We start from the raw sequence: 20124 nt of genomic DNA on the forward strand, positions 1-20124 counted from the left end.
CGGGAATATGAGATCTGCTGGAGGAACATTCATACAAGTATTGGCCGCCTTTACCGCAAACTGTTCGGCGTAGTTGCGATTACGCTCCTGGTGGATAAAATAGTTCACATGCCAAATGAATACCTAACCTTCGGCGCCAAGGCGCGAGAAGAGAAAAAAGTCCCTGCCACATTGCTGCACAGAGCTCAGGGAGGGATGGCGAAATATCAGACCGATGCAAAGCTGCGCACCCGGCGACTATGGGCTCTGTTAACACTGACATGCCTTCCAGCACGTCGGGGCTTTCGTTGACGAAGTGACGTGTCTTGACGAAGAGATCAACCAGTTGAGGCGACAACTGGCTCAAAAGTTAAATCTCCAAAACGCCCACCTGCGTAGAATGCTGGAACTGATAGCTCCGCTGCGCGCGACGCTTAAATTTGGGTGTTGGACAATTTGTCCCGATCTAGCTTGGAAAATTGTCGCCCGATGGACGACAATGTGTCTTATGCCATTGATATAATGTATATTTTAAACTGGCATGATTGTTGCTTGCGATCTAACTGTATAATTGTACGCCGTCAACTTCATATGTCGTGGAAATTTTTGATCAAATCGCAGCTATTCGACTTATGAGTGCAATGGCTAATGGTCCTGGCGAAAAAACAGCCGGATGGAGGGCTGCCAATATGTACAACGAGGGCCTTTTAATTGCGCGATTGTTTTTAGGAGTACCGTTTATCGTATGGGGAATACTGAAGTTGCGTGGCGGCGAGGCCAAATTGGTGCCGGGCCTTCGAGCTCTAGGTTTGCCCGACGCTGTATTTTTCGCCTACCTGGTCGGATTCTGTGAACTTGTCGGTGGCATCGCGTTGGTCGCCGGCTATCCAGCGCGTACAGCAGGTATCCTGTTAGGTCTGTGGTGCCTCGTTACAGGATATGACGCACATAGGGGCAATATCACCGAACTTTTGAAAAACGTCACCATGGCCGGCGGTTTCTTCGCTTTGGCCGCCGCCGGTGCGGGGTCGTTTTCGCTTTTTGGCGGGGCTCCGGCCGGCATATTCGCACACCTTCCTTAAAAGGGCGGGGAGGCAACTGGGTAGCCAAAACAGCTTCTTCAACTGAATGCGTGACTGTAAGCGGCGGGATCCAAGTTGGTTGATGCAGGGCCATCGCCGTGACTGGAGATTTGATGAAACCATATTCCCTGGCTGCAAGGTTGCCGATGCTGGAATGTCAGAGCTCTGTGATGAGCGGCCTGACTTGGACGTGCATCCGGCATTGTTGTCCCCTTTCCCCGATCTCGGGTGACTGGAGTGACCACACCTCAGTGTTCCAGGACTGCTCCAAATGAACGTCCACAAGAAGAACACCCGACTGACACCACTACGTCGAGAGGAAATGGCTGTCGCCGTTCTCCGTAGGACATTGTCCAGCGTCGCCGCCGGACGTCCCCGATCATCAGATCAACCTGTCGAAACTCGTTAGACATAAGCCTATCCTCAAGTCTGTGCTTGAGCCTTCCTGCTTATGCCGAGTGTCCGGTCGAAAGTGGCGGCGGTTCAGTCGCGCAGTTCAGGCGGAAATGGCTAGTTCTGCGCTAGCTCGATGGCACGCCGGTGCACTGCACATGCGGCTTGTTGCAACAGGTTTTGCAGTGCTCCTCCTTGCATGAGTACGCGCAGCGCTGCTTCCGTGGTGCCGCCTGGGCTAGTCACCTGACGGCGTAACTCTTGCGGGGTAGCGCTCTCGGCTATGGCCAATGCACCAGCGCCGTATACGGTTTCCTTTGCCAACGATAAGGCTATTTGCGAAGGAAGGCCTAGTTGTGTCGCAACTGAGAACAGCCCTTCGATAAAATGAAATACGTAGGTGGGTCCAGAGCCCGATATGGCGGTCGCAGCGTCGATCAATGCCTCATCCAAAACTTGGTGTACGGCGCCGCCTGTCGAGAGCAGTCGGCCAGCTAGCAGCTTCTGCTCCGGACGGACAAGATCGTTCGCGAATACAACCGTTGAGCCTTTGCCAATGGCAGTCGGTATGTTGGGCATTGCTCGGATCGCTGGCACCTTGCCAAGTCCTTCTTCGATGAGGCTGATCGAAATGCCGGCTGCGATACTTATCGTAACAGCTTTTGTCGCATGACGCCGGTAATCTGGCATGATCCGAGGCATGACTTGAGGCTTTATGGCGAAAATGACGATCTCAGGGCGAAAGGCGGGGTTTAGCGAGGCAGCGGTGTCATAGGTCCTCATCCCCAACCTCGCTGATTGAGCGCGTAACTCTTCGGCAGGCTCCACGATATGTACGTTTTCGGATTGTACGAAGCTGCCCTCCAGCCAACTACGAAGCATCGCCTGCCCCATATTGCCGTAACCGATCAGGAGCAGTTCGCCCGTCATTTCGCGTTGGCTCATTCGACATTTCCTTCGATCGGAGCGCCGCTGACGATAAGATCGGCAATGGTCTTGCCCCAGCCATTTTGTTCGGTCGCGAAGAAATCGCCGACAACATAGTTCGCCGCAAGCACCCGCACCGGACCTAAGGGTGATAGCGGGTCAGTATGCAAGGCGCCAAGCTTAACGTTGGCCGAACCCCAGCGACAGGAGGTCATACGGAAATCCGGGGAGGTGTCGCGGGCGATCACCCGCTTATTGAGGATTGTACCGTCAGGAGCTGGCTGGATGTGGATGTTGAGATGCGGCGTGGTTTTCAACGGTTCCGTCTCGACACCATCAAAACGGCATTCGATGGAAATAAGCGGAATACCATGGCGTGCGACATTCGCCGTTGCGCCGTCTTCGTGTTCCGTCAATTCGATCTCGCCGAATTTCTTCGGATATCCCCACAGATCGCGACCGGCAGCGATGGCTGCGTCGTTGTCTTCATATTCGAATAGGAAGTAGCCGCCCTCGCGTTTGCCGAACCGAACCGGAATGACAATGCCGGCATCCATGAATGGTGCTTTCCGACAATTCGTGAAATCGGAAACGTAGACGAGAAAACGGTCGCTTGCGAGTGTGAACGGCGTGTTCTCCAGATATTGGGTGAGGATTGCAGCGTCACCCTGGCAGATGGCGTTGAGACTGCGGTTACCCGGGCATTCATATGGCACAAAAGGATCGGGAATCAGCGGCGCCTGCAACGGTATGTTGTTGGCATTGTGAAGGGGAATGCGGGTCATCTTTGTCCTCAACCGGCTATCTCTGAAATGAAATAATTCACGAAAAAATTCATTTACATGAACTCTATCCGGTTAGAACATTGCGTCAAGAAAATTTCATGCGATCTGCATCACATAGCTGCTGTTCTAATCCATTGACGTCATATAATCCTTTATCGATTCGTAGAAATAAGCAAATAAAAACAGTAACCTACCGTAATGCCATGGCTTACTGTCCGCGATCCCGCTTGACAGGTTAAAAAAATTGAACTGAAATGTCAGTGTAATTAAAGATGAACGACAACGAAAAACGACAGTGGATGCGATGAAACACTACGACCCGCTTAAATTTTGGAATTTCCTGCGTTTTGGACCAGGCAACGTCACTTATGCCTGCCCAGATTTGAAGACGCTTTCGGTTTATTGTCGAGGCGACAAAGCACAGATGGAGCGATTGCTTGAGCCGCTCCCCTTCGAACTGGCGGACGATCGTTTCGTCGTATCGATCGCCGATTTCGGCAATAATTCCGGTCGCACCTATTTCGATGCTGCGGTGATCGTGCCGATCCGTTACGGCGATCATGTAGGGGGCACCTACTATTTTGAATATGAGGACAAGCATACGACCGTTGCGGGCGGCCGAGAGCTGTGGGGTTACCCCAAACATTTCGCCCGTATCGAACTGGAGCAGACGGCGAGTGGCGTGCGTGGGAAGGCTTCGCTCTACGATGATCTCATGTTCGAGATTTCCGTCGATTTCGATAGCTCTGCCAGCCGTGACGCCTGGGCGGATCTGTCCCTTTTCCCGCATTACCAGGTGCGTGCGGTTCCAGAGGTTAATGGGCCGGGCTTCCAGTCCTTCGACATCATCAGCCGTAACACCATCAAGGACTACAAGCTGACCGAGCGTAAGGTTGGACGTGGCACGATTTCGCTGGGGCCGACGATTGCAGTTGGCGACGAGACGTTACGCGTGATCGAGGTGCTCGGCGCCGAATATACAATCGGCGATTTCGCATCCACGCCCGAAAATGGCGTACCGACCGTGGTGGCGTCGCTCGTCTGACGTATGAGCCGGCGAGCGCCAGCTGGGTCGCTCTTTTCAACCCGCCATAATTCTAAAAGGGGCGATCCGAAATCTCGATACCAATATGAACGCTCAATCCTGAGGGGAGAACAAAAAATGAGCAAGGTATTCATGAAATCGCTGCTGGCATCGGCGGTCTTATTCGCCTGTGTCGCGACTGTTCCTGCAGTTGCGGGGGAGGGCGCGTTCGGCCGCTGCGAACTGCGCGAGAATCCCGCCAAGCACGCGCTGACCCCGGCCCATCAGGGCGTACTCACCATAGCGGTGCCGTTGCCTTCGCCGCAGGCCTATCAGGGCAACACGCCGGAAACTATCGACGGCGGGTATCTCTATTGCCTCGGCGCGGAGATTGCCAATCGCGGCGGTCTCGAAAAGATCGTCGTGAAGAATGCCTCCTTCGAGTCGTTGGTGACCGGCAAAGCTTCTGATTTCGACATGTCGATCTGGGATCTCTTTCCGACTGAGGAGCGCAAGAAATCTGTCGATTTCTCCGGCAGCTACCGGTTCACCGATACCGGCGTGATAGCCAAGGCGGGTAGCGATGTTACAGCCAGGACGTTGGGCACCAAGCGCATCGGCGTGCTGCTCGGCTCGGTGCAGGAAAAATTCGTGCGTGAAAAGTTGAAGCCAACTGGCGACGTGCGCATCTTTCAATCCAACGACGACATGTGGGCCGCGTTGATGGCGAACCAGATTGACGCGGCGCTGGCGGATACGGAGACCGCGCTGCCTCGCGCTACGGCGTCCAATGGCGTGCTTAAGGTCTTCGGTCGTTATCCAATCGGCGGCGATGTGGCGATCCTCTTCCCCAAAAACTCGAAGAATGTCGCGCCCACGGATCAAATCCTGGCTGACATGCGGGCTGATGGCTCTTTAGAGGCCATCGAGCTCAAGTGGCTGGCGCCGATCCTAGGAGCGCCTGTCTCCAGCATCGCTGAGTGGTCGACAGAATGACGATGGCAAAACCTCTGGACGATCTGGTTTTGGTGGCGGCGGCTGGCGGGACGACCCGGCAGACTCCACCGTTGCCGACCGCGTGGCCCGTCGCCATAGCCGCCGTGCTTTCGGCAGCCTCGGTTGGCATCGCTACCTTGGCTGGTAGCGATGTCGCTGCGCTGGTCAGCGTCCATATCCGCTCATACGGCGCCGCACTCGCGGCGCTCTGTGTCGCCCTTGTACTGGTGGCGCCCATCGGACGAGCGCTTCGCACTCGTGCTCGCTCGGCAAATGCATGGGGCGCCGGCGATTATATTGGCGCGCGCGAGCAAGCGGCTCACTCGCGCCACCATGCCTTCACGGCGATGGGCATCACTGGTTTTCTGCTGCCCTTTCTTGCCATCGCAATCTTTCTGTCCATCAACGATGCGGTGGTCTACAAGACTTTCCTGCGCGGCGATGTCATCCTCGCCAGCCTGATCGACGTCACCAAAGCCTTTGGGGTCAACGTGTCCATCGCCGTGGCGGCGCAGTTGCTCTCGATGCTGTTCGGTCTGATGCTGGCTGTGGGCCGCTCGTTGCAAGGATCGAGCTTTGTGCTGGTGCGCGGCGTCTGCATCTTCTATGTGGATATTTTCCGCAGCTTGCCGGCGATCGTCATCATCTATCTCGTCTGCTTCGGTGTGCCGCTCATGGGTATTCCTATACTGAGCGACGGAGAGCCGATGGTGTATGCGATCGCCGCGCTCTCGCTCACCTATTCAGCCTACAATGGCGAACAGTTCCGCGCCGGGCTGCAGGGTATCCATCGTAGCCAGATCTCCGCCGCCCAGTCGCTCGGTATCCCGCCCGGCGCGGTGCTGCGCCTGATCGTGCTGCCGCAGGCCATACGTCGCATCGCTGGGCCTATGCTCGGTAATTTCATTGCACTTCAAAAGGATACGGCATTGGTCAATATCGTCGGCATTGTCGATGCATTCACCCAGGCCAAGATCTACTCGGCGAACTACTACAATCTATCCTCGGTGACCGTTGTTTGCATCCTGTTCATAGCCATCACCATTCCGCAAACCAGACTGGTCGACTATCTCGTTTCTCGTGCCGACCTCAAGGAGGGCCGCTGAAATGGCGAGGCCGTTAATCGAACTTAAAGGCATCGGCAAATCCTACGGCAAGCTCCGGGTCATTGACGGGATAGATCTAGACATCCCGCGACATTCGGTGGTGTCATTGATAGGCGCGTCGGGATCGGGCAAATCGACATTGCTGCGTTGCCTCAACGGCCTGGAAGATATCCAGCAAGGACAGATTCGCTTTGACGGCGAGGTGATTTCCGGCCTTGGTATCGATCATGTGGCGTTGCGACGGCGCATCGGTATGGTGTTCCAGAGCTATAATCTGTTTCCGCATATGTCTGTTCTCGACAATTGCATAGTCGCACCGGTTACGACCCACTCATGCAGTCGGACCGAGGCGGAGGCGCGCGCGCTGACGATGCTGGAGCGCGTTGGCATGCGCGACAAAGCAAAGGCCTTTCCCGATCAGCTTTCCGGCGGCCAGCAGCAACGCGTCGCTATTGCCCGAACCATGATCATGCAGCCAGAAGCGCTGCTTCTCGATGAGATTACTTCGGCTCTCGATCCAGAACTCGTAATGGAAGTGCTCGATCTGGTGCGTGATCTGGCAATGCAGGGCATGACAATGCTACTGACCACACACGAAATGAATTTTGCGCGCGAAATCTCGGACAAAGTGTGTTTTCTCCATGCGGGCAGAATTCTGGAGGAGGGCCCGCCAGAGCAGGTGTTCGGATCGCCGCGGGAGGCGGCGACCCGGTCCTTCCTGCGCCGGGTCACCGCCGCAGGGCGGCTTTGAGACGGATGCGGCAATCTTGGGTGCGTGCAGATGGAAGGACGAGGGATGATGAATATCGCGGCCATGCTTCCCGGCAGCGAGAAGGCGGCCAAATCAGAAAGCCGCTTTAGCGACAAGGCCTATGGCATCCTGCTCGAGCGCCTGGTTCGCTTGCATTACCAGCCGCTCCAGCCGTTGAATGAGCGGGAGTTGACCCTCGAACTGGAGATCGGTCTAGCGCCGATCCGGGAAGCCCTCCGGCGCCTGGAAGGCGAGCATCTCGTCGTCATTTATCCGCGTCGCGGCATTTTTGCGGCCGATATAGGCTTGAGAGACCAGCAGTCGATCAAAGAAGTCCGGCTCGAGATCGAAGGACTGGCGGCGGCGCTCGCGGCTATGCGTGCTATGCCCCAGGAGCGGCAGTCCCTGGTCAAGCTGGCTGACAAGCTCGCGATGGAGACCGACATTTCCGCGCAGATTGCCGGGGACGCCGAATTGCACCGCCAAATCTACAAAATGGCGCGCAACGATTACCTTGCAGTCATGCTGACGCAAAATTTCAATCTAGCTTTGCGCCTATGGTATTTCTGCAATCAAAGCGCGCCATCGCCGACGCCGGAATCGGTGGATCACCGCCCGCTCGCCAGGGCGATTATGGGCGGTGACAGTGAGACAGCGCGGACGCTCATGCGCAACCATGTCGTCCATGATTCCGACCGCGTGCGCGACCTGTTGTTCAAGGGCTCCTCCTGAATTTGTCGCTTCGGCTTTTCCGAGACACTCGGCAGACTTGCCTGTGAGAGGAGCCCGCGTTACACGGGAAGGATTCTGCATGCCGCCCGTTTGGGCGTGTCGAAGCGATACCCAAGGTGATGAGCTTGTCCTCAGAGGAAATGAAGAATGATGACGACAGCGATCCCCTGATGGTGCGGTCGGTGGAAAAAGCGTTCCGCGTGCTTGAGGCCTTCGACGGGGCAAATCGCAGCCTCAGCCTTGCGCAGATTTGCGCGAATGTCGGCCTCGACAAGAGCGCTGCGCAGCGCTTCACCCATACTTTGAAGAAGCTTGGCTATCTGCAGAAGGATCCTGTTACAAAGCGTTTCGAGCTGAGCTTGCGCAGTCTCGAAATGGCGCGTCATTTCATCACCGCCAATCCCTTGGTCAATCAGGCCATGCCCTATCTCCTCCATCTCAGCCGCGAGACGGAGGAGACGGTCAACCTGACTTTGCCCGACGGCTCGGACATTGTCTTTGCGGCCCGCTTCATGAGCCGGCACATGCTGAACACCGACGTCGTTGTCGGAACGCGCATGCCGGCCTTCTGCACCGCGCCAGGCAGGGCTATCCTCTCCCGTTTGCCGGCCGAAGAAGCCTTATCGCTACTCAAACGCTCCCGTCTGCGAGCCTTTACGCCGCATACGGTCAATACGATCGATGCGCTTGTCGCGCGGCTCGATACGGCGCGTAAAACAGGTTACGCCACGGCTTGGGAGGAGTTTTTCCCCGGCGATCTTTCAGTGGCTGCTGCTATTCTCGATCGCACGTCGCGTCCAGTCGCCGCCGTTAATATCGGTGTTTCCAGTGCGCGTTATACGCCTGAAAAGGCCGAGGAAGTTTTGGCATCCCTCGTCGTTGCCGCAGCGCGCTCGATTTCGCAGGCTTCGTCCACCTTCTAGGATGTGCGGCGGAGGCCGGCGTTCCGCTCTCCCCTTTGTACCGGCCACCAACCTTGGCCGTGGCTTTCTGCACTGAAATTTTGCGTCATGAAAAATCGCGTTGACTTTTTCATGCATCGAAATACAATACGTCGTATTACATTGCAATACGATGGTGCACATGACAAATTTCATTCTGACTGAACAGCGCGGCTCCTGCCGCGTGATCACCCTCAATCGCCCGCAAGTATTGAATGCATGGCACGCCCAAATGCGCGCTGACCTCGCGCTTGCTCTCGAAGCCGCAGAGCAGGATGCCTCGGTCGGCGCAATCATAATGACAGGTGCGGGAGAGCGGGCCTTTGGCGCCGGCCAGGATCTCAACGAGACCAAAACCTTTGACCCTGATCGGGCGGAACTTTGGATCGGAGAGTGGGAGCGTCTTTATGACCGTATCCGCAGCCTCTCCAAGCCTCTGATCATGGCGCTCAACGGTCTTGCCGCGGGATCCGCCTTTCAGGTGGCGCTGCTTGGCGATTTCCGTATCGGTCATGACGGCGTCAAGATGGGCCAGCCCGAGATTAATTCCGGCATTGCCAGCACGACCGGTCCCTGGATCATGATGGAAATGATCGGCCTTGCGCGCACAACCGATCTGACGCTCAGCGGCCGCATGATGCCGGCGTCAGAATGTGCGGCTATCGGCCTCATTAACCGGATCGTACCGAAGGAGGAGGTGCTTGCGGCTTCGCTTTCCCTTGGCGAGGAACTCGCCGTCAAGCCGCGCCTTGCCATGAAGCTCAACAAGCAGCGCTTCCGCGAGGTTACCGAAGCGCGCTTCCGCGATGCGCTTGCATCCGGCGTGCGTAATCAGCGCATCGCTTATACCGACGGCGAGCCCAACCGAATGATGGAACGGTTCCTGTCCACTCGATCCGGCAAGTCATCCGTCTAAAGCGGGTCGACATTGCGATATTGACGATTTTCGGGATTATGACGTGGAAGATAAAGGCTTTATATCCTTCCTGGCAATTAGGGCCAACGCCTCGCCAGATACTATTTATGCCACCTTCGATGGTGAGCCGATCACCTTTGCGGACCTGCATCGCACGTCGGACAGCGTAGCGGTGGAACTGCGGCGCCTCGGCGTCTCAAAGGGTGACCGGGTGGCGCTGATGCTCAGCAACAGCCAGAATAGCCTCGCCGCGCTGTTCGCCATCGCAAAGTGCGGCGCCATATGGGTGCCGGTAAATGTGCAACTGCGCGGCGACGGCCTTAAATACATTCTCGAACATTGCAATCCGCGTATCGTCTTTGCCGACCGCGATTTTTTCCCGAACATTCTGGAATGTGGCGTAGACGGTTCCGCCTTCCGCCTTATCGCCGAAACGGGTGAGGCGGAATCACTCGACCGGCTTGCCGACGGCTGTCATGTTTTTTCGGAAGACCTGCCTGCGGCAGACGATCTGTTTGCGCTGAATTATACATCAGGCACGACGGGCCGGCCGAAGGCGGTCTGCGTTACTCACCGCATGCTGCGCTACGCATCGGAAGGAGCAATCCTTTGCTCCGACGCTCGCGACGGCGATGTTTTCTTTGTCTGGGAGCCCCTCTATCATATCGGCGGCGCACAGCTGATGCCCATCCCGCTTCTACGCGAGGTTCGGCTTGCCATGGTACAGCGCTTCAGCGCCAGCCGCTTTTGGGACCAGGTGCGGGAATGCGGCGCCACCCAGATCCACTATCTCGGCGGCGTGTTGCAAATTCTTTTAAAACAGTCCCAAAGCGCGCGCGACAGAGATCACAAGGTCCGCGTAGCTTGGGGCGGCGGTTGTCCGCGCGATATCTGGCGTGTTTTTGAAGAACGCTTCGGCATGCCACTGCGCGAATGCTACGGCATGACGGAATCCTCCAGCATTACCACTTTCAACGAAACCGGCGTGCTGGGCTCTGTCGGTAGGTCGGTACCGTGGCTGTCGGTGGAGGTCCTCGATGAGTGCGGCAAGCCCGTGCCGATGGGCACCTCCGGCGAGATCGTCGTCCGCTCGCGGCAGGAAGGCGCGGTCTTTACCGGCTACTTTCGCAATGAGGAAGCAACCTCGAAAGCCTTGCGATCGGACGGGTTCCACACAGGTGACCTCGGGATGCTCGATGCGGACGGCAATCTCTATTTTCTCGGTCGACTGACGGACAGCGTACGCGTTCGGGGCGAAAACGTCTCGGCCTTCGAGGTGGAACATGTGGCGGGCAGTCACCCGCTGGTCGAGGATTGCGCCATGATCGGTGTGAACGCTGAGGTCGGCGAACAGGAGATCAAGCTGTTCCTAAAGCCTAAAGCCGGAGCGGATATTGACTTTGTGTCCTTCTCCGGCTGGCTCGCCCAAAGATTGGCGCCGTTTCAGAATCCGCGTTACCTCGCCGTGATCGAGGAGTTCGAACGCACACCGAGCCAACGCATCATGAAACACAGGCTTCCCACATCTCTCGAAGGAAGTTGGGACAGGCTGGAAAGCGCTGGTCAATGAACTTCCTGAAACAGGCGAACCCATATCCCACGGGGAGATAACCGCAATGAAGGCTGCCGTACTTTACAATTATAACGAAGACCTCTTGATTGAGGACGTGCCGATTGGCGACCCTGGCGACCGAGAAGTTCTAGTCCGGATTATCGCAACCGGTGTCTGCCACAGCGACCTCAGCGCTTTGAAAGGCAAATCACGTCCACCTCTGCCGATCATCCTCGGGCATGAAGCGGCAGGCATCGTCGAGAAAACTGGTTCGGCAGTCTCCAAGGTAAGGAAGGGGGATCACGTCATCCTTTCATGGGCGCCAAACTGTGGCGAATGCTTCTACTGCCAGAAGCGTCTGCCGACCATGTGCGACACATATGGGGCGGCTGCCGGTAACGGCACACTCTGGAACGGTGCGCGTCGGCTCGGCACTGTTGAGAGGCCGATCCACCACTTCACGTGCCTTTCGAGCTTTGCCGAACTGGCGGTTGTGCCAGAATCCGGTTGCTCGAAAATCGAGAAGGACATTCCTTTCGAAGTCGCTGCCCTTGTTGGCTGCGCGGTGACAACCGGTTTTGGCGCTGTCGTCAACGATGCGCGCGTCGAGCCAGGTGAGGTCGTTGGCGTTATTGGCGTCGGCGGCGTCGGCATCAACGCCATTCATGCAGCCCATCTTGCCGGCGCGAAAGCCGTCGCGGCCATCGACATTAATCCGGAGAAGGAAACGGTCGCTCGCTCATTCGGCGCCACGCATTTCTTCAATTCCGCAACGCGGGACGTTCCCGCCGAAATCAGGGCGCTGAGCCGGGGACGGGGCGCCGACAGCGTTATCGACTGCACTGGACGCCCTGCGGCCATCGCGCTTGCCTACGATACTGCGCGGCCGGGCGGATCTGTCATTTCCGTCGGCATCGCGGCCAAGGGCGAGATGGTTTGCTTTCAAGCCTCGACTTTGCCCAATACCCAGAAGCGCATCATCGGCAGCAACTACGGCGGCGGCATGCCAGAGCATGATTTCGAGCGCATCCTCGCTCTTTACCGTGCCGGCCGTTTTGATCTTGATCGCCAGATCGGCGAGCGTGTGGCGCTGGATGAGATCAATGACGCCTTCCGTTGGCTGGAACAGGGCGTTCTTGCCCGCACCCTAGTGTGCTTTGAACAATGATCCTCAGACAACAGGACGAGACGAAGATGTATCCCGATACGGAGCTTTTCATTGCCGGCGAATGGACCAATGGCACGAGCGGCGTGACGCTGCCTATCCTTAATCCGGCGACCGGCGGCGAGATCGGCCGCGTCGCCAAGGCGGGCAAAGCCGAGATGGATCGTGCGCTTGTGGCCGCCGAGAGAGCTTTCAGGCAATGGCGCAAGACGACGGCCCGTGAACGCGCGAAACTCCTACACGCCGCCGCCGACAATCTCAAGGCGCGCCTCGAGGACATCGCGCCGATTCTAACCATGGAACAAGGCAAGCCGCTCGCCGAGGCGCGATCAGAATTGCGCAATGCCGACGACGTGATCCGCTGGTTTGCTGAGGAGGGCATTCGCTCCTATGGCCGTCTCATCCCGGCCCGCAGGGGTGGGGTGCAGCAAATGGTCATGAAGGAACCGATCGGCGTCGTTGCCGCTTTCACGCCGTGGAACTATCCGGTGGCGCAAGCGATCCGCAAGATTTCCGCCGCGCTCGCCTCCGGCTGCACCGTCATTTTGAAGGCTGCCGAGGAAGCGCCGGCCTCCTGCGCGGCGATGGTTCGCGCCTTTGCCGATGCGGGCTTTCCAGACGGGGCGATCAATCTTCTCTACGGTATTCCGGCGGAAATTTCGGAATATCTTATTCCGCACCCGGCGATCCGCAAGGTATCTTTTACAGGTTCGACTTCGGTCGGCAAACGTCTGGCCTCTTTGGCCGGTGCGCATATGAAGCGAGTAACGATGGAGCTTGGCGGGCATGCGCCCTACATCGTCTGCGCCGATGCCGATCTTCCCAAAGCCGTATCGATGTTGGCGGAGCACAAGTTTCACAATGCCGGCCAGGTCTGCATCGCGCCGACACGCGTGCTTGTCGAGGAACCTGTTTACGATAGGGTGCTTGAGGATTTCGTCACGGCGGTGAAGGCGATCCGGATCGGCGATGGTTTCACAGGCGGTGTCGATATGGGGCCGATGGCGAATGCGCGCCGATTGGATGCGATGGACAGGCTGATCGGTGATGCCGTCGCCAGGGGCGGACGCCTGCTGACCGGCGGCAATCGCATCGGCAATGCCGGCTTCTTCTTCGAGCCGACGGTATTGGCCGAGGTGCCGAAGGAGGCTGCTATCATGAATGAGGAGCCGTTCGGGCCGGTGGCCGTCGTCAATCGATTCTCGTCGATCGATGAGGCGATCGACGAAGCCAATCGTTTGCCCGTCGGCCTGGCCGCCTACGCCTTCACGCGGACGCAGAGGAATGCACAGCGTTTCGCGGACGACATCGAAGCGGGAATGCTGTCGATCAATGATTATGGCCTTGCCTATGCGGAGGTGCCCTTTAACGGAATAAAGGATTCTGGCTATGGCTCCGAGGGAGGGGCGGAGGCGCTGGAGACGTTCCAGACGATCAAATTCGTTTCGCAGACGAATTTCTGAGGTCACTCAAATGAAATATTGACATAGATTTTTCATTGTAGTGAAATGAAATCGAAGTCAACAGGCAGGAAAGACCAGCCCTTATGTCCCAGCAGGCTTATACCCTCCCGCAGCGCGCGCCGCTCTATCAGGCGCCTCCGTTCGACTACAAGGCGTTCGCCAAGGTTAGCGTCTTCTGCCGTGTCGACGAGGCGGCGATTCGGGCGGCGCTGCCGACGCAGTTCGATCTCCGCGGAGATGTGATCGAATTCTTCATCATGGACGTCCCGGCCGGCGGATCGCTCGGTTCTTACGCGGAAGGTGGAATCGTCGTGCCCATGAACTATCAGGGTCGTCCGGGCGGCCATGTGCTTTACGAGATTGTTACCAACGACGATTCCATGGCGGTTGGCCGGGAAGTTTGGGGCTATCCCAAGAAAATGGGTGAAGTCGATTGGAATGCGACCGATACATCGGTGTCGGCCAAGTTGTCGCGCCGCGGCACGTCGCTGATCGAAATCGACTTTAAGGCCGATGGCCCGGCCTTCGATAAGCCGGTGCTGCATCCGCGCTTCCAGACGCGTATCATCCCGTCGCCGGAAAACGCAGCCGCTGAAACGCAGATCATTGAAAATTCGCTCGGTCAGTCCGAGACACTTCGCCATGCCTTCGGAAAAGCCGATATCAAGATTGGCGGCAATGCCAACGATCCTTTCTCCGATTTCCACATTCGCGAGGTCGTCGGCGCGGAAATGGTCGTTGCCAACTTCGTCCTGGCTTTTGGCAAGATTATCGGCTGAAGGCTCGAATTTCAGGGATTCGTCCACATGAGGTGCGCAAAGACCCCGGAGAAGATGTTTAGGCTCGATGAAAAGCGGGTCTTCATCACCGGTGGCGGTGGCGGTATCGGTCGTGCGGCGGCTTTGATGTTTGCTGCCTTTGGGGCGCATGTCGTGGTTCTCGACTGGGACGTGGCGGCCGCGCGGGCCGTATGTTGTGAGGTGACGGAACTCGGTGGCAGGGCGAGCGTCTTCGCGCTTGATGTAACCGATGAGGCAGAGGTTCTCTCGGTCTTTGAGCAGGCCCAGCGCGAAGCGGGCGGACTGGACGTGCTCGTTAATAATGCAGGCATTTCGATCCGCCGCCCCTCGATCGAGCTTACGCTTGAGGAGTGGGACAGTGTTATCTCGGTCAACCTGACCGGTATGTTCCTCTGCTCGCGCACGGCCGCCCGTTCATGGATCGGTCGTGGCGTGCCGGGGGTGGTGATCAACACTGCATCGATCATGAGCTATTCGGGCGGTGGTCTCCATCCGAACATTTCCTACCAAACGACCAAGGCTGGCGTGGTCAACCTCACGCAAACGCTCGCTGTCGAATGGGCCGGGAACGATATTCGTGTGAATGCCATAGCGCCGACCTGGGTCAGGACGTCGCTGATCAATCATCTGATGGCGGACGAAGCGCAGATGGAAAAGATCCGCTCTCTCACGCCTATGAAACGCCTGGCAGAACCTGAGGAGGTCGCTTCTGCAATGATCTTCCTCGCCGGATCTGCATCAACAATGACCACCGGCCACGTTCTGGCGGTGGATGGAGGTTATCTGGCGACTTAAGCAGGGAGGAGTAACGCGCCTGCTAGGCCATGCGCGATCACTTAAATGAATAATACTAATAAAAAATTCATGGCTGCGTTGCCAGCACACGGTTCCACGCAGCCGGCTCAGCAAAGAAAAAGGGGAACTTCAATGACCAAGACACGCATACTTCTTTCGGCAGCAGCGTTGCTGCTGGTGTCGAGCGTATTGCCAGCGATGGCGGATGATATTGTTCTCGGTGGCAGTGCTCCAATGTCCGGCGCACAGGCTGAGTTCGGTCAGTCGCAGATCGACGGTGCCCAGCTCTATTTCGACCAATTGAACGAAAAAGGTGGCATTAAGGGCAACAAGATCGTCTTCCGCGCGCTCGACGATCGCGCCGACCCGCGCCAGGGCACCCTTGTCGCCCAGCAGTTTTGTGACGACAAAGCCGTAATCGGCGTTATCGGCCACATGAATAGCGGCGTCACGATGCCGGCACTGGATATCTATTCGGAATGCGGCATGCCGCAGGTTGTCCCTGCGACTAACCCCCAGCTAATGCGCATGGGTTATAAGACGGTTGTCCGTCCAGTCGCCAATGATTTCGTCCAAGGCGCCCTTCCGGCAAAATATGCCACTGAGAAACTCGGCCTGAAGAAAGCTGTCCTCGTACACGACAAGACGGTATTTGGGCAGGGAATTGCGAGCGTCTTCAAGCAGAATTTCGAAGCCGGTGGCGGAAAGGTCGCCGGGACCTTCGGCGCAAATCCGGAAGACGTGGATTTCTCCGCGCTGATTGCCTCAATCAAGCTCGAAAATCCTGATGTAGTCTATATGGGCGCCGGGATGCCCCAACTCGCGCTGTTTCTCAAACAAATGCGAGAGCAGGGCCTCAAGGCGCAGTTCATCGGCCCGGATATCGGCTTTACGGTCGATTTCATCAATCAGGTAGGCGCTGCCTCCGCCGAGGGCGCACTGATGACATTCCAGCTCCCACCTTACGACTCTTCGCCGGAGTTGAAGGATTTCGCGGCACGTCACCAGGCTCGATTTGGCCGAACCCCCGGGCCCTATGCCTCGCTCGGCTTTGCCAACGCTCAGGTCATGGCCGCGGCCGTGGAGAAAGCAGGGACGATGGATCGCGAAGGCGTCCTTGCCCAACTTCACGGAGTAAAGGTCGATACGCTTCTCGGTCCAGTGTCCTTCGATGAAAACGGCGAAAACACCTCTGCTCCCATGTACCTCTATGTCGTCAAGAACGGCAAGTTCGAGCTGGTCAAGAACTGATCAACCGGACATTGTTCCAACGGGATCGGCGCGTTCCGTGCCGATCCATCGTCATAGAGGCGGTCCCTTGTTCAATTATTTTCTTCAACAATTGATCTTTGCATTGGCAATTGGCGCGATCTACGGGTTGATAGCGTTGGGCTACACAATGGTCTACGGCGTCATGCGTCTGATCAATTTCGCCCACGGCGAGTTTTTTATGCTCGGTCCGTACATCTATACCTTCGTTTTCAGCGGACTTCTGGGCGCTGGCAGTCTAGCGCCGGCTCTCGGTTCCGTCATCGCGATCGTCGTAAGCTTCGTGGTCGTCGGCCTGCTCGGCGTAGCGATCGAGCGCTTTGCTTATCGACCACTACGCGCCTATGGCCGCTTGGCCCCGATGTTGAGCGCACTTGGCATGTCCATCGTGCTGCAAAGCGCAGTTCGTGTCACCGTCGGCCCTCAGCCGGAGCGCTTCCCGGCCATCGTGTCGAGCGAGCCGATCGCCGCGCTCGGCGGTATGGCGACAACGGTGCAGGTCGGTATTCTCGCCGCCGCGATCTTGCTCATGGTGGGGCTGACGCTGTTCGTCAATGGCACGCGCCTCGGCATCTGGATCCGCGCGGCTTCAGAAAGCTGGACCACTTCCAGTCTGCTTGGCATCCGTGTCAACCGCGCCGTCAGCCTGGTCTTTTTTATTGGCCCCGGTCTCGGCGCCATAGCCGGCATCATGTATGCCTCCTATTATGGCATCATGCAGCCGACCATGGGCTCTGTCATCGGCCTTAAGGCTTTCACCGCGGCAATCCTCGGCGGCATCGGCTCCATTCCGGGCGCCATGCTCGGAGGCTTCCTGCTCGGCGCGATCGAGACCTTCGGAACGGCCTTCCTGCCGATTCTCTCCGGCGGCTTCATCGGCACGGAATATCGCGACGTCTTCGCCTTCGCCGTTCTTATCCTCGTTCTTCTGTTCAAGCCCGCCGGCCTGCTCGGCGAGACCGTCTCGGAAGAAACGACCGTTGCAAAGAAGGATTACTGACCCATGGGGAATTCGGTGATCGCCCGGCGGTTCGGCCTTTTGGCAGCCCTTGCGCTATGCGCGGTTCTGCTGGCGCTGGCGCCACAAATGTCGCCCTATTATGTCCGCGTGGTGGACAGCATTCTCATCTATATCATCCTCGCCGTCGGCCTCAATCTGGTGGTCGGCTATGCGGGCCTGCTCGATCTGGGCTTTATCGCCTTTTATGCGGTCGGCGCCTATGCCTATGCCCTTCTCGCCAGCGGGCAGTTCGATATCCACCTGCCGTTTATCTTGATCTTGTTCATCGGTGCGGCCATCGGGGCGCTGGCCGGTATCTTGCTCGGCTTTCCTGTGCTGAAGCTTCGCGGCGACTATCTCGCCATCGTCACCCTGAGCTTCGGCGAGATCATCCGCATTGCCATCAATAATGCCGATGACCTGACCAACGGGCCGCAGGGCATTGCTGGACTTGATCGGGCGACGCTTTTTGGTCTGCCGTTGACCAGCCCGGTGCATTTCTACTGGTTGCTGCTGGCACTCACCATCATCGTTTGCGCAAGCGTCTACTACATGGAACGGTCGATCCTCGGTAAAGCCTGGCGGGCGCTGCGTGAGGATCAAGACGTGGTGCGTGGCCTCGGCATCAACACAACGACGCTGAAACTGCTTGCCTTTGCGTTGAGCGCCTCTATCGGTGGGGCCGGTGGGGTGATCTTTGGTTCGTTCCAACGCTTTGTCAGCCCGGAAAGCTTCACCTTTCAGGAATCATTGCTTGTGGTGCTGATCATCATCATTGGCGGGGTTGGCAACATTATTGGCGTCATCGCCGGGGCGGTGGTGCTGGTCATCCTGCCGGAAGTCCTGCATTTCGCCGCGCAATACCGCCTCCTCATCTATGGCGTCGTTCTCGTGACGGTCATCGTTTTACGGCCGGGTGGGCTCATCTCGCCGCGCTTCAACCTCGGCTTTATCCTTCGAAAGGTTCGGACGCTATGGCTCTCGCCCTCGAAAATGTAAGCAAGCATTTCGGATCGCTGGTGGCGATCAGGAACCTGTCGCTCTCCTTCGGCGTTGGCTCGATCTATTCGATCATCGGCCCGAACGGCGCCGGCAAGTCGACCGTCGTAAACATGATTGCGGGTTCCTACAGCGTGACGTCGGGCACGATCCGGCTAGGCTCGACAACGCTCAGCAAACTCCCGAAATATCGCATCGCCCGGCTCGGCGTGGCGCGCACCTACCAGAACCTGCGCCTGTTCGATGCCATGACGGTGCTGGAAAACCTGGAGGTCTGCTTTTTCCCACAATCATGGCCGGCCCTGCTGAGCGGCGTAAGGCGCCTCGCGAAGACCGAGCGACTGGAGATCTGCCGCGCCTGCCTGGAACGCTTCCACCTGTCTGATGTGGCGGATTCGCTGGCCGGCGACCTACCCTATGGCCGCCAGAAGATGCTGGAATTGGCGCGAGCCTTCGTGACTGAGGCGCCGATCGTGCTGCTCGACGAACCGGCCGCCGGTCTCAACCACACCGAAACGAAGGAAATGGCGGCAATGATCGCCAGTCTGAAACGCGAGGACCGCGCGATCATCCTTATTGAGCATGACATGGATATGGTCATGTCCATTTCCGACCGTATCGACGTCTTGAACCATGGCGAGTTGCTTTGCTCAGGTACGCCGGAGCTGGTGCGTACGAATGAAAGAGTGCAGGAGGCCTATCTTGGAACCACGGAAGAACTCGACGACATCCGCAAGCTTGCTCAAAGTCGCCGGGCTCAAGGCGGGTTACGGTCGAACGCAGGTATTGTTCGGCATTGACCTCGAAGTCCGCGCTGGCGAGATCGTCACGATCATCGGCGCGAACGGCGCCGGCAAGACCTCGACCTTGCGGTCGATCTCCGGCCTGACTCAGGTCTATGCCGGCGACATCGAGTTCAAGGGGCGGCCGATCAAGGGGCTGCCTCCGGAGGAAATCACCCGGCTCGGTCTCGCGCACTGCCCGGAGGGACGGCAGATCCTTCAGCGATTGACGGTCGAGGAAAACTTGCTTGCCGGCTATATTCAGGGCCGCGGACGCAGTTTCGACGAGATCCGCACCCAGGTCTACGACATATTCCCGATCCTCAAGGAACGGCGTCATTCGTTGGCAAGCCGCATGAGTGGTGGACAGCAGCAGATGCTGGCGATCGGCCGTTCGTTGATGGCGACACCGGAACTGCTAATGCTGGACGAGCCCTCGCTCGGTCTTGCGCCCAAAATCATCAATCAGATCTTCGAAATCATCATAACGCTCTCGAAATCGGGCATCAGCCTCGTCGTCGTCGAGCAGAACGCGGCGGTGGCGCTTGAGATCGCCGATTATGCCTATGTGATCGATGCGGGTTGCTGCTCGGTAGAGGGCGGGGCGCATAATGTGCTTAACGATCCCGATCTCAAAGCCGCCTATCTTGGCGCGTGAGAGAAGGAA

General features: G+C 57.6%; 20 protein-coding genes and 1 pseudogene. 19 read left to right on the top strand and 2 right to left on the bottom strand.

Going from position 1 to position 20124, the window contains the following annotated elements:
* The first annotated feature begins 668 nt into the window (after positions 1–668).
* On the top strand, positions 669–1061 hold the full coding sequence (locus GR212_RS30995; RefSeq protein WP_163992815.1) for a DoxX family protein: 393 nt from the start codon (positions 669–671) through the stop codon (positions 1059–1061).
* A 271-nt stretch (positions 1062–1332) separates the two neighbouring features.
* Positions 1333–1434 (top strand): annotated as a pseudogene (locus GR212_RS37845) (IS481 family transposase); the annotation flags it as partial.
* A gap of 137 nt (positions 1435–1571) precedes the next feature.
* Here GR212_RS37845 and proC read toward each other — a convergent pair.
* Positions 1572–2399, bottom strand: a complete 828-nt coding sequence (proC, locus tag GR212_RS31000) for a pyrroline-5-carboxylate reductase (RefSeq protein ID WP_163992817.1) — start codon at positions 2397–2399, stop codon at positions 1572–1574.
* On the bottom strand, positions 2396–3166 hold the full coding sequence (locus GR212_RS31005) for an acetoacetate decarboxylase family protein (RefSeq protein ID WP_163992819.1): 771 nt from the start codon (positions 3164–3166) through the stop codon (positions 2396–2398). Before GR212_RS31005 ends, proC begins: the two co-directional genes overlap by 4 nt.
* A gap of 304 nt (positions 3167–3470) precedes the next feature.
* Between GR212_RS31005 and GR212_RS31010 the strand changes: the two genes are divergently transcribed.
* The 17 genes from GR212_RS31010 (at position 3471) to GR212_RS31090 (ending at position 20115) form a co-directional block, all read left to right on the top strand.
* Positions 3471–4211 (top strand): acetoacetate decarboxylase family protein, encoded by a 741-nt coding sequence (locus GR212_RS31010; RefSeq protein WP_163992821.1) that lies wholly within the window; start codon positions 3471–3473, stop codon positions 4209–4211.
* A 117-nt stretch (positions 4212–4328) separates the two neighbouring features.
* Entirely contained in the window at positions 4329–5186 is an 858-nt protein-coding gene (locus tag GR212_RS31015) for an ABC transporter substrate-binding protein (RefSeq protein ID WP_163992823.1), read from the top strand.
* A gap of 2 nt (positions 5187–5188) precedes the next feature.
* On the top strand, positions 5189–6292 hold the full coding sequence (locus GR212_RS31020; RefSeq protein WP_163992825.1) for an amino acid ABC transporter permease: 1104 nt from the start codon (positions 5189–5191) through the stop codon (positions 6290–6292).
* Position 6293: 1 nt separating this feature from the next.
* Positions 6294–7043, top strand: coding sequence for an amino acid ABC transporter ATP-binding protein (locus tag GR212_RS31025; RefSeq protein WP_163992826.1), 750 nt, complete (start codon positions 6294–6296; stop codon positions 7041–7043).
* Positions 7044–7088: 45 nt separating this feature from the next.
* Positions 7089–7775, top strand: coding sequence for a GntR family transcriptional regulator (locus tag GR212_RS31030; RefSeq protein ID WP_163992828.1), 687 nt, complete (start codon positions 7089–7091; stop codon positions 7773–7775).
* A 140-nt stretch (positions 7776–7915) separates the two neighbouring features.
* Positions 7916–8698: an IclR family transcriptional regulator gene (locus tag GR212_RS31035; RefSeq protein WP_246726106.1), complete on the top strand. Its 783-nt coding sequence runs from the start codon at positions 7916–7918 to the stop codon at positions 8696–8698.
* A 160-nt stretch (positions 8699–8858) separates the two neighbouring features.
* Positions 8859–9632, top strand: coding sequence for an enoyl-CoA hydratase/isomerase family protein (locus tag GR212_RS31040; RefSeq protein WP_163992830.1), 774 nt, complete (start codon positions 8859–8861; stop codon positions 9630–9632).
* Between the two features lie 43 nt (positions 9633–9675).
* The gene (locus tag GR212_RS31045) at positions 9676–11202 is read left to right on the top strand and encodes an AMP-binding protein (protein WP_163992832.1); all 1527 of its coding nucleotides are present in this window, start codon (positions 9676–9678) and stop codon (positions 11200–11202) included.
* Between the two features lie 46 nt (positions 11203–11248).
* Positions 11249–12352, top strand: a complete 1104-nt coding sequence (locus tag GR212_RS31050) for a Zn-dependent alcohol dehydrogenase (protein WP_163992834.1) — start codon at positions 11249–11251, stop codon at positions 12350–12352.
* Positions 12353–12378: 26 nt separating this feature from the next.
* Entirely contained in the window at positions 12379–13812 is a 1434-nt protein-coding gene (locus GR212_RS31055) for an NAD-dependent succinate-semialdehyde dehydrogenase (RefSeq protein ID WP_163992836.1), read from the top strand.
* 83 nt (positions 13813–13895) lie between these two features.
* Entirely contained in the window at positions 13896–14591 is a 696-nt protein-coding gene (locus tag GR212_RS31060; protein ID WP_163992838.1) for an acetoacetate decarboxylase family protein, read from the top strand.
* A gap of 54 nt (positions 14592–14645) precedes the next feature.
* A complete protein-coding gene (locus tag GR212_RS31065; protein ID WP_163992840.1) occupies positions 14646–15407 on the top strand; it encodes an SDR family NAD(P)-dependent oxidoreductase in 762 nt (253 codons plus the stop codon).
* A gap of 45 nt (positions 15408–15452) precedes the next feature.
* The gene (locus tag GR212_RS31070) at positions 15453–16658 is read left to right on the top strand and encodes a branched-chain amino acid ABC transporter substrate-binding protein (protein ID WP_163992842.1); all 1206 of its coding nucleotides are present in this window, start codon (positions 15453–15455) and stop codon (positions 16656–16658) included.
* Between the two features lie 67 nt (positions 16659–16725).
* Positions 16726–17676, top strand: a complete 951-nt coding sequence (locus tag GR212_RS31075) for a branched-chain amino acid ABC transporter permease (RefSeq protein WP_246726108.1) — start codon at positions 16726–16728, stop codon at positions 17674–17676.
* A 3-nt stretch (positions 17677–17679) separates the two neighbouring features.
* Complete coding sequence (locus GR212_RS31080; RefSeq protein ID WP_163992846.1) at positions 17680–18675, top strand: branched-chain amino acid ABC transporter permease; 996 nt, start codon at positions 17680–17682, stop codon at positions 18673–18675.
* Complete coding sequence (locus GR212_RS31085) at positions 18651–19475, top strand: ABC transporter ATP-binding protein (protein ID WP_204326840.1); 825 nt, start codon at positions 18651–18653, stop codon at positions 19473–19475. Before GR212_RS31080 ends, GR212_RS31085 begins: the two co-directional genes overlap by 25 nt.
* Positions 19462–20115 carry an ABC transporter ATP-binding protein gene (locus GR212_RS31090; RefSeq protein WP_348643577.1) on the top strand — a complete coding sequence of 218 codons (654 nt, stop codon included), beginning with the start codon at positions 19462–19464 and terminating at the stop codon, positions 20113–20115. Before GR212_RS31085 ends, GR212_RS31090 begins: the two co-directional genes overlap by 14 nt.
* The last annotated feature ends 9 nt before the right edge of the window (positions 20116–20124 follow it).

The organism is Martinezella lusitana (genome assembly GCF_010668395.1).
Lineage (GTDB): Bacteria > Pseudomonadota > Alphaproteobacteria > Rhizobiales > Rhizobiaceae > Rhizobium > Rhizobium lusitanum_A.

What these genes read in the sequence shown, in the direction of transcription:
- GR212_RS30995 (WP_163992815.1), top strand. Translation starts at nt 669, where the DNA reads ATGTACAACGAGGGCCTTTTAATTGCGCGATTGTTTTTAGGAGTACCG.
- proC (WP_163992817.1), bottom strand. Translation starts at nt 2,399, where the DNA reads ATGAGCCAACGCGAAATGACGGGCGAACTGCTCCTGATCGGTTACGGC.
- GR212_RS31005 (WP_163992819.1), bottom strand. Translation starts at nt 3,166, where the DNA reads ATGACCCGCATTCCCCTTCACAATGCCAACAACATACCGTTGCAGGCG.
- GR212_RS31010 (WP_163992821.1), top strand. Translation starts at nt 3,471, where the DNA reads ATGAAACACTACGACCCGCTTAAATTTTGGAATTTCCTGCGTTTTGGA.
- GR212_RS31015 (WP_163992823.1), top strand. Translation starts at nt 4,329, where the DNA reads ATGAGCAAGGTATTCATGAAATCGCTGCTGGCATCGGCGGTCTTATTC.
- GR212_RS31020 (WP_163992825.1), top strand. Translation starts at nt 5,189, where the DNA reads ATGGCAAAACCTCTGGACGATCTGGTTTTGGTGGCGGCGGCTGGCGGG.
- GR212_RS31025 (WP_163992826.1), top strand. Translation starts at nt 6,294, where the DNA reads ATGGCGAGGCCGTTAATCGAACTTAAAGGCATCGGCAAATCCTACGGC.
- GR212_RS31030 (WP_163992828.1), top strand. Translation starts at nt 7,089, where the DNA reads ATGATGAATATCGCGGCCATGCTTCCCGGCAGCGAGAAGGCGGCCAAA.
- GR212_RS31035 (WP_246726106.1), top strand. Translation starts at nt 7,916, where the DNA reads ATGAAGAATGATGACGACAGCGATCCCCTGATGGTGCGGTCGGTGGAA.
- GR212_RS31040 (WP_163992830.1), top strand. Translation starts at nt 8,859, where the DNA reads ATGACAAATTTCATTCTGACTGAACAGCGCGGCTCCTGCCGCGTGATC.
- GR212_RS31050 (WP_163992834.1), top strand. Translation starts at nt 11,249, where the DNA reads ATGAAGGCTGCCGTACTTTACAATTATAACGAAGACCTCTTGATTGAG.
- GR212_RS31055 (WP_163992836.1), top strand. Translation starts at nt 12,379, where the DNA reads ATGTATCCCGATACGGAGCTTTTCATTGCCGGCGAATGGACCAATGGC.
- GR212_RS31060 (WP_163992838.1), top strand. Translation starts at nt 13,896, where the DNA reads ATGTCCCAGCAGGCTTATACCCTCCCGCAGCGCGCGCCGCTCTATCAG.
- GR212_RS31065 (WP_163992840.1), top strand. Translation starts at nt 14,646, where the DNA reads ATGTTTAGGCTCGATGAAAAGCGGGTCTTCATCACCGGTGGCGGTGGC.
- GR212_RS31070 (WP_163992842.1), top strand. Translation starts at nt 15,453, where the DNA reads ATGAATAATACTAATAAAAAATTCATGGCTGCGTTGCCAGCACACGGT.
- GR212_RS31080 (WP_163992846.1), top strand. Translation starts at nt 17,680, where the DNA reads ATGGGGAATTCGGTGATCGCCCGGCGGTTCGGCCTTTTGGCAGCCCTT.
- GR212_RS31085 (WP_204326840.1), top strand. Translation starts at nt 18,651, where the DNA reads ATGGCTCTCGCCCTCGAAAATGTAAGCAAGCATTTCGGATCGCTGGTG.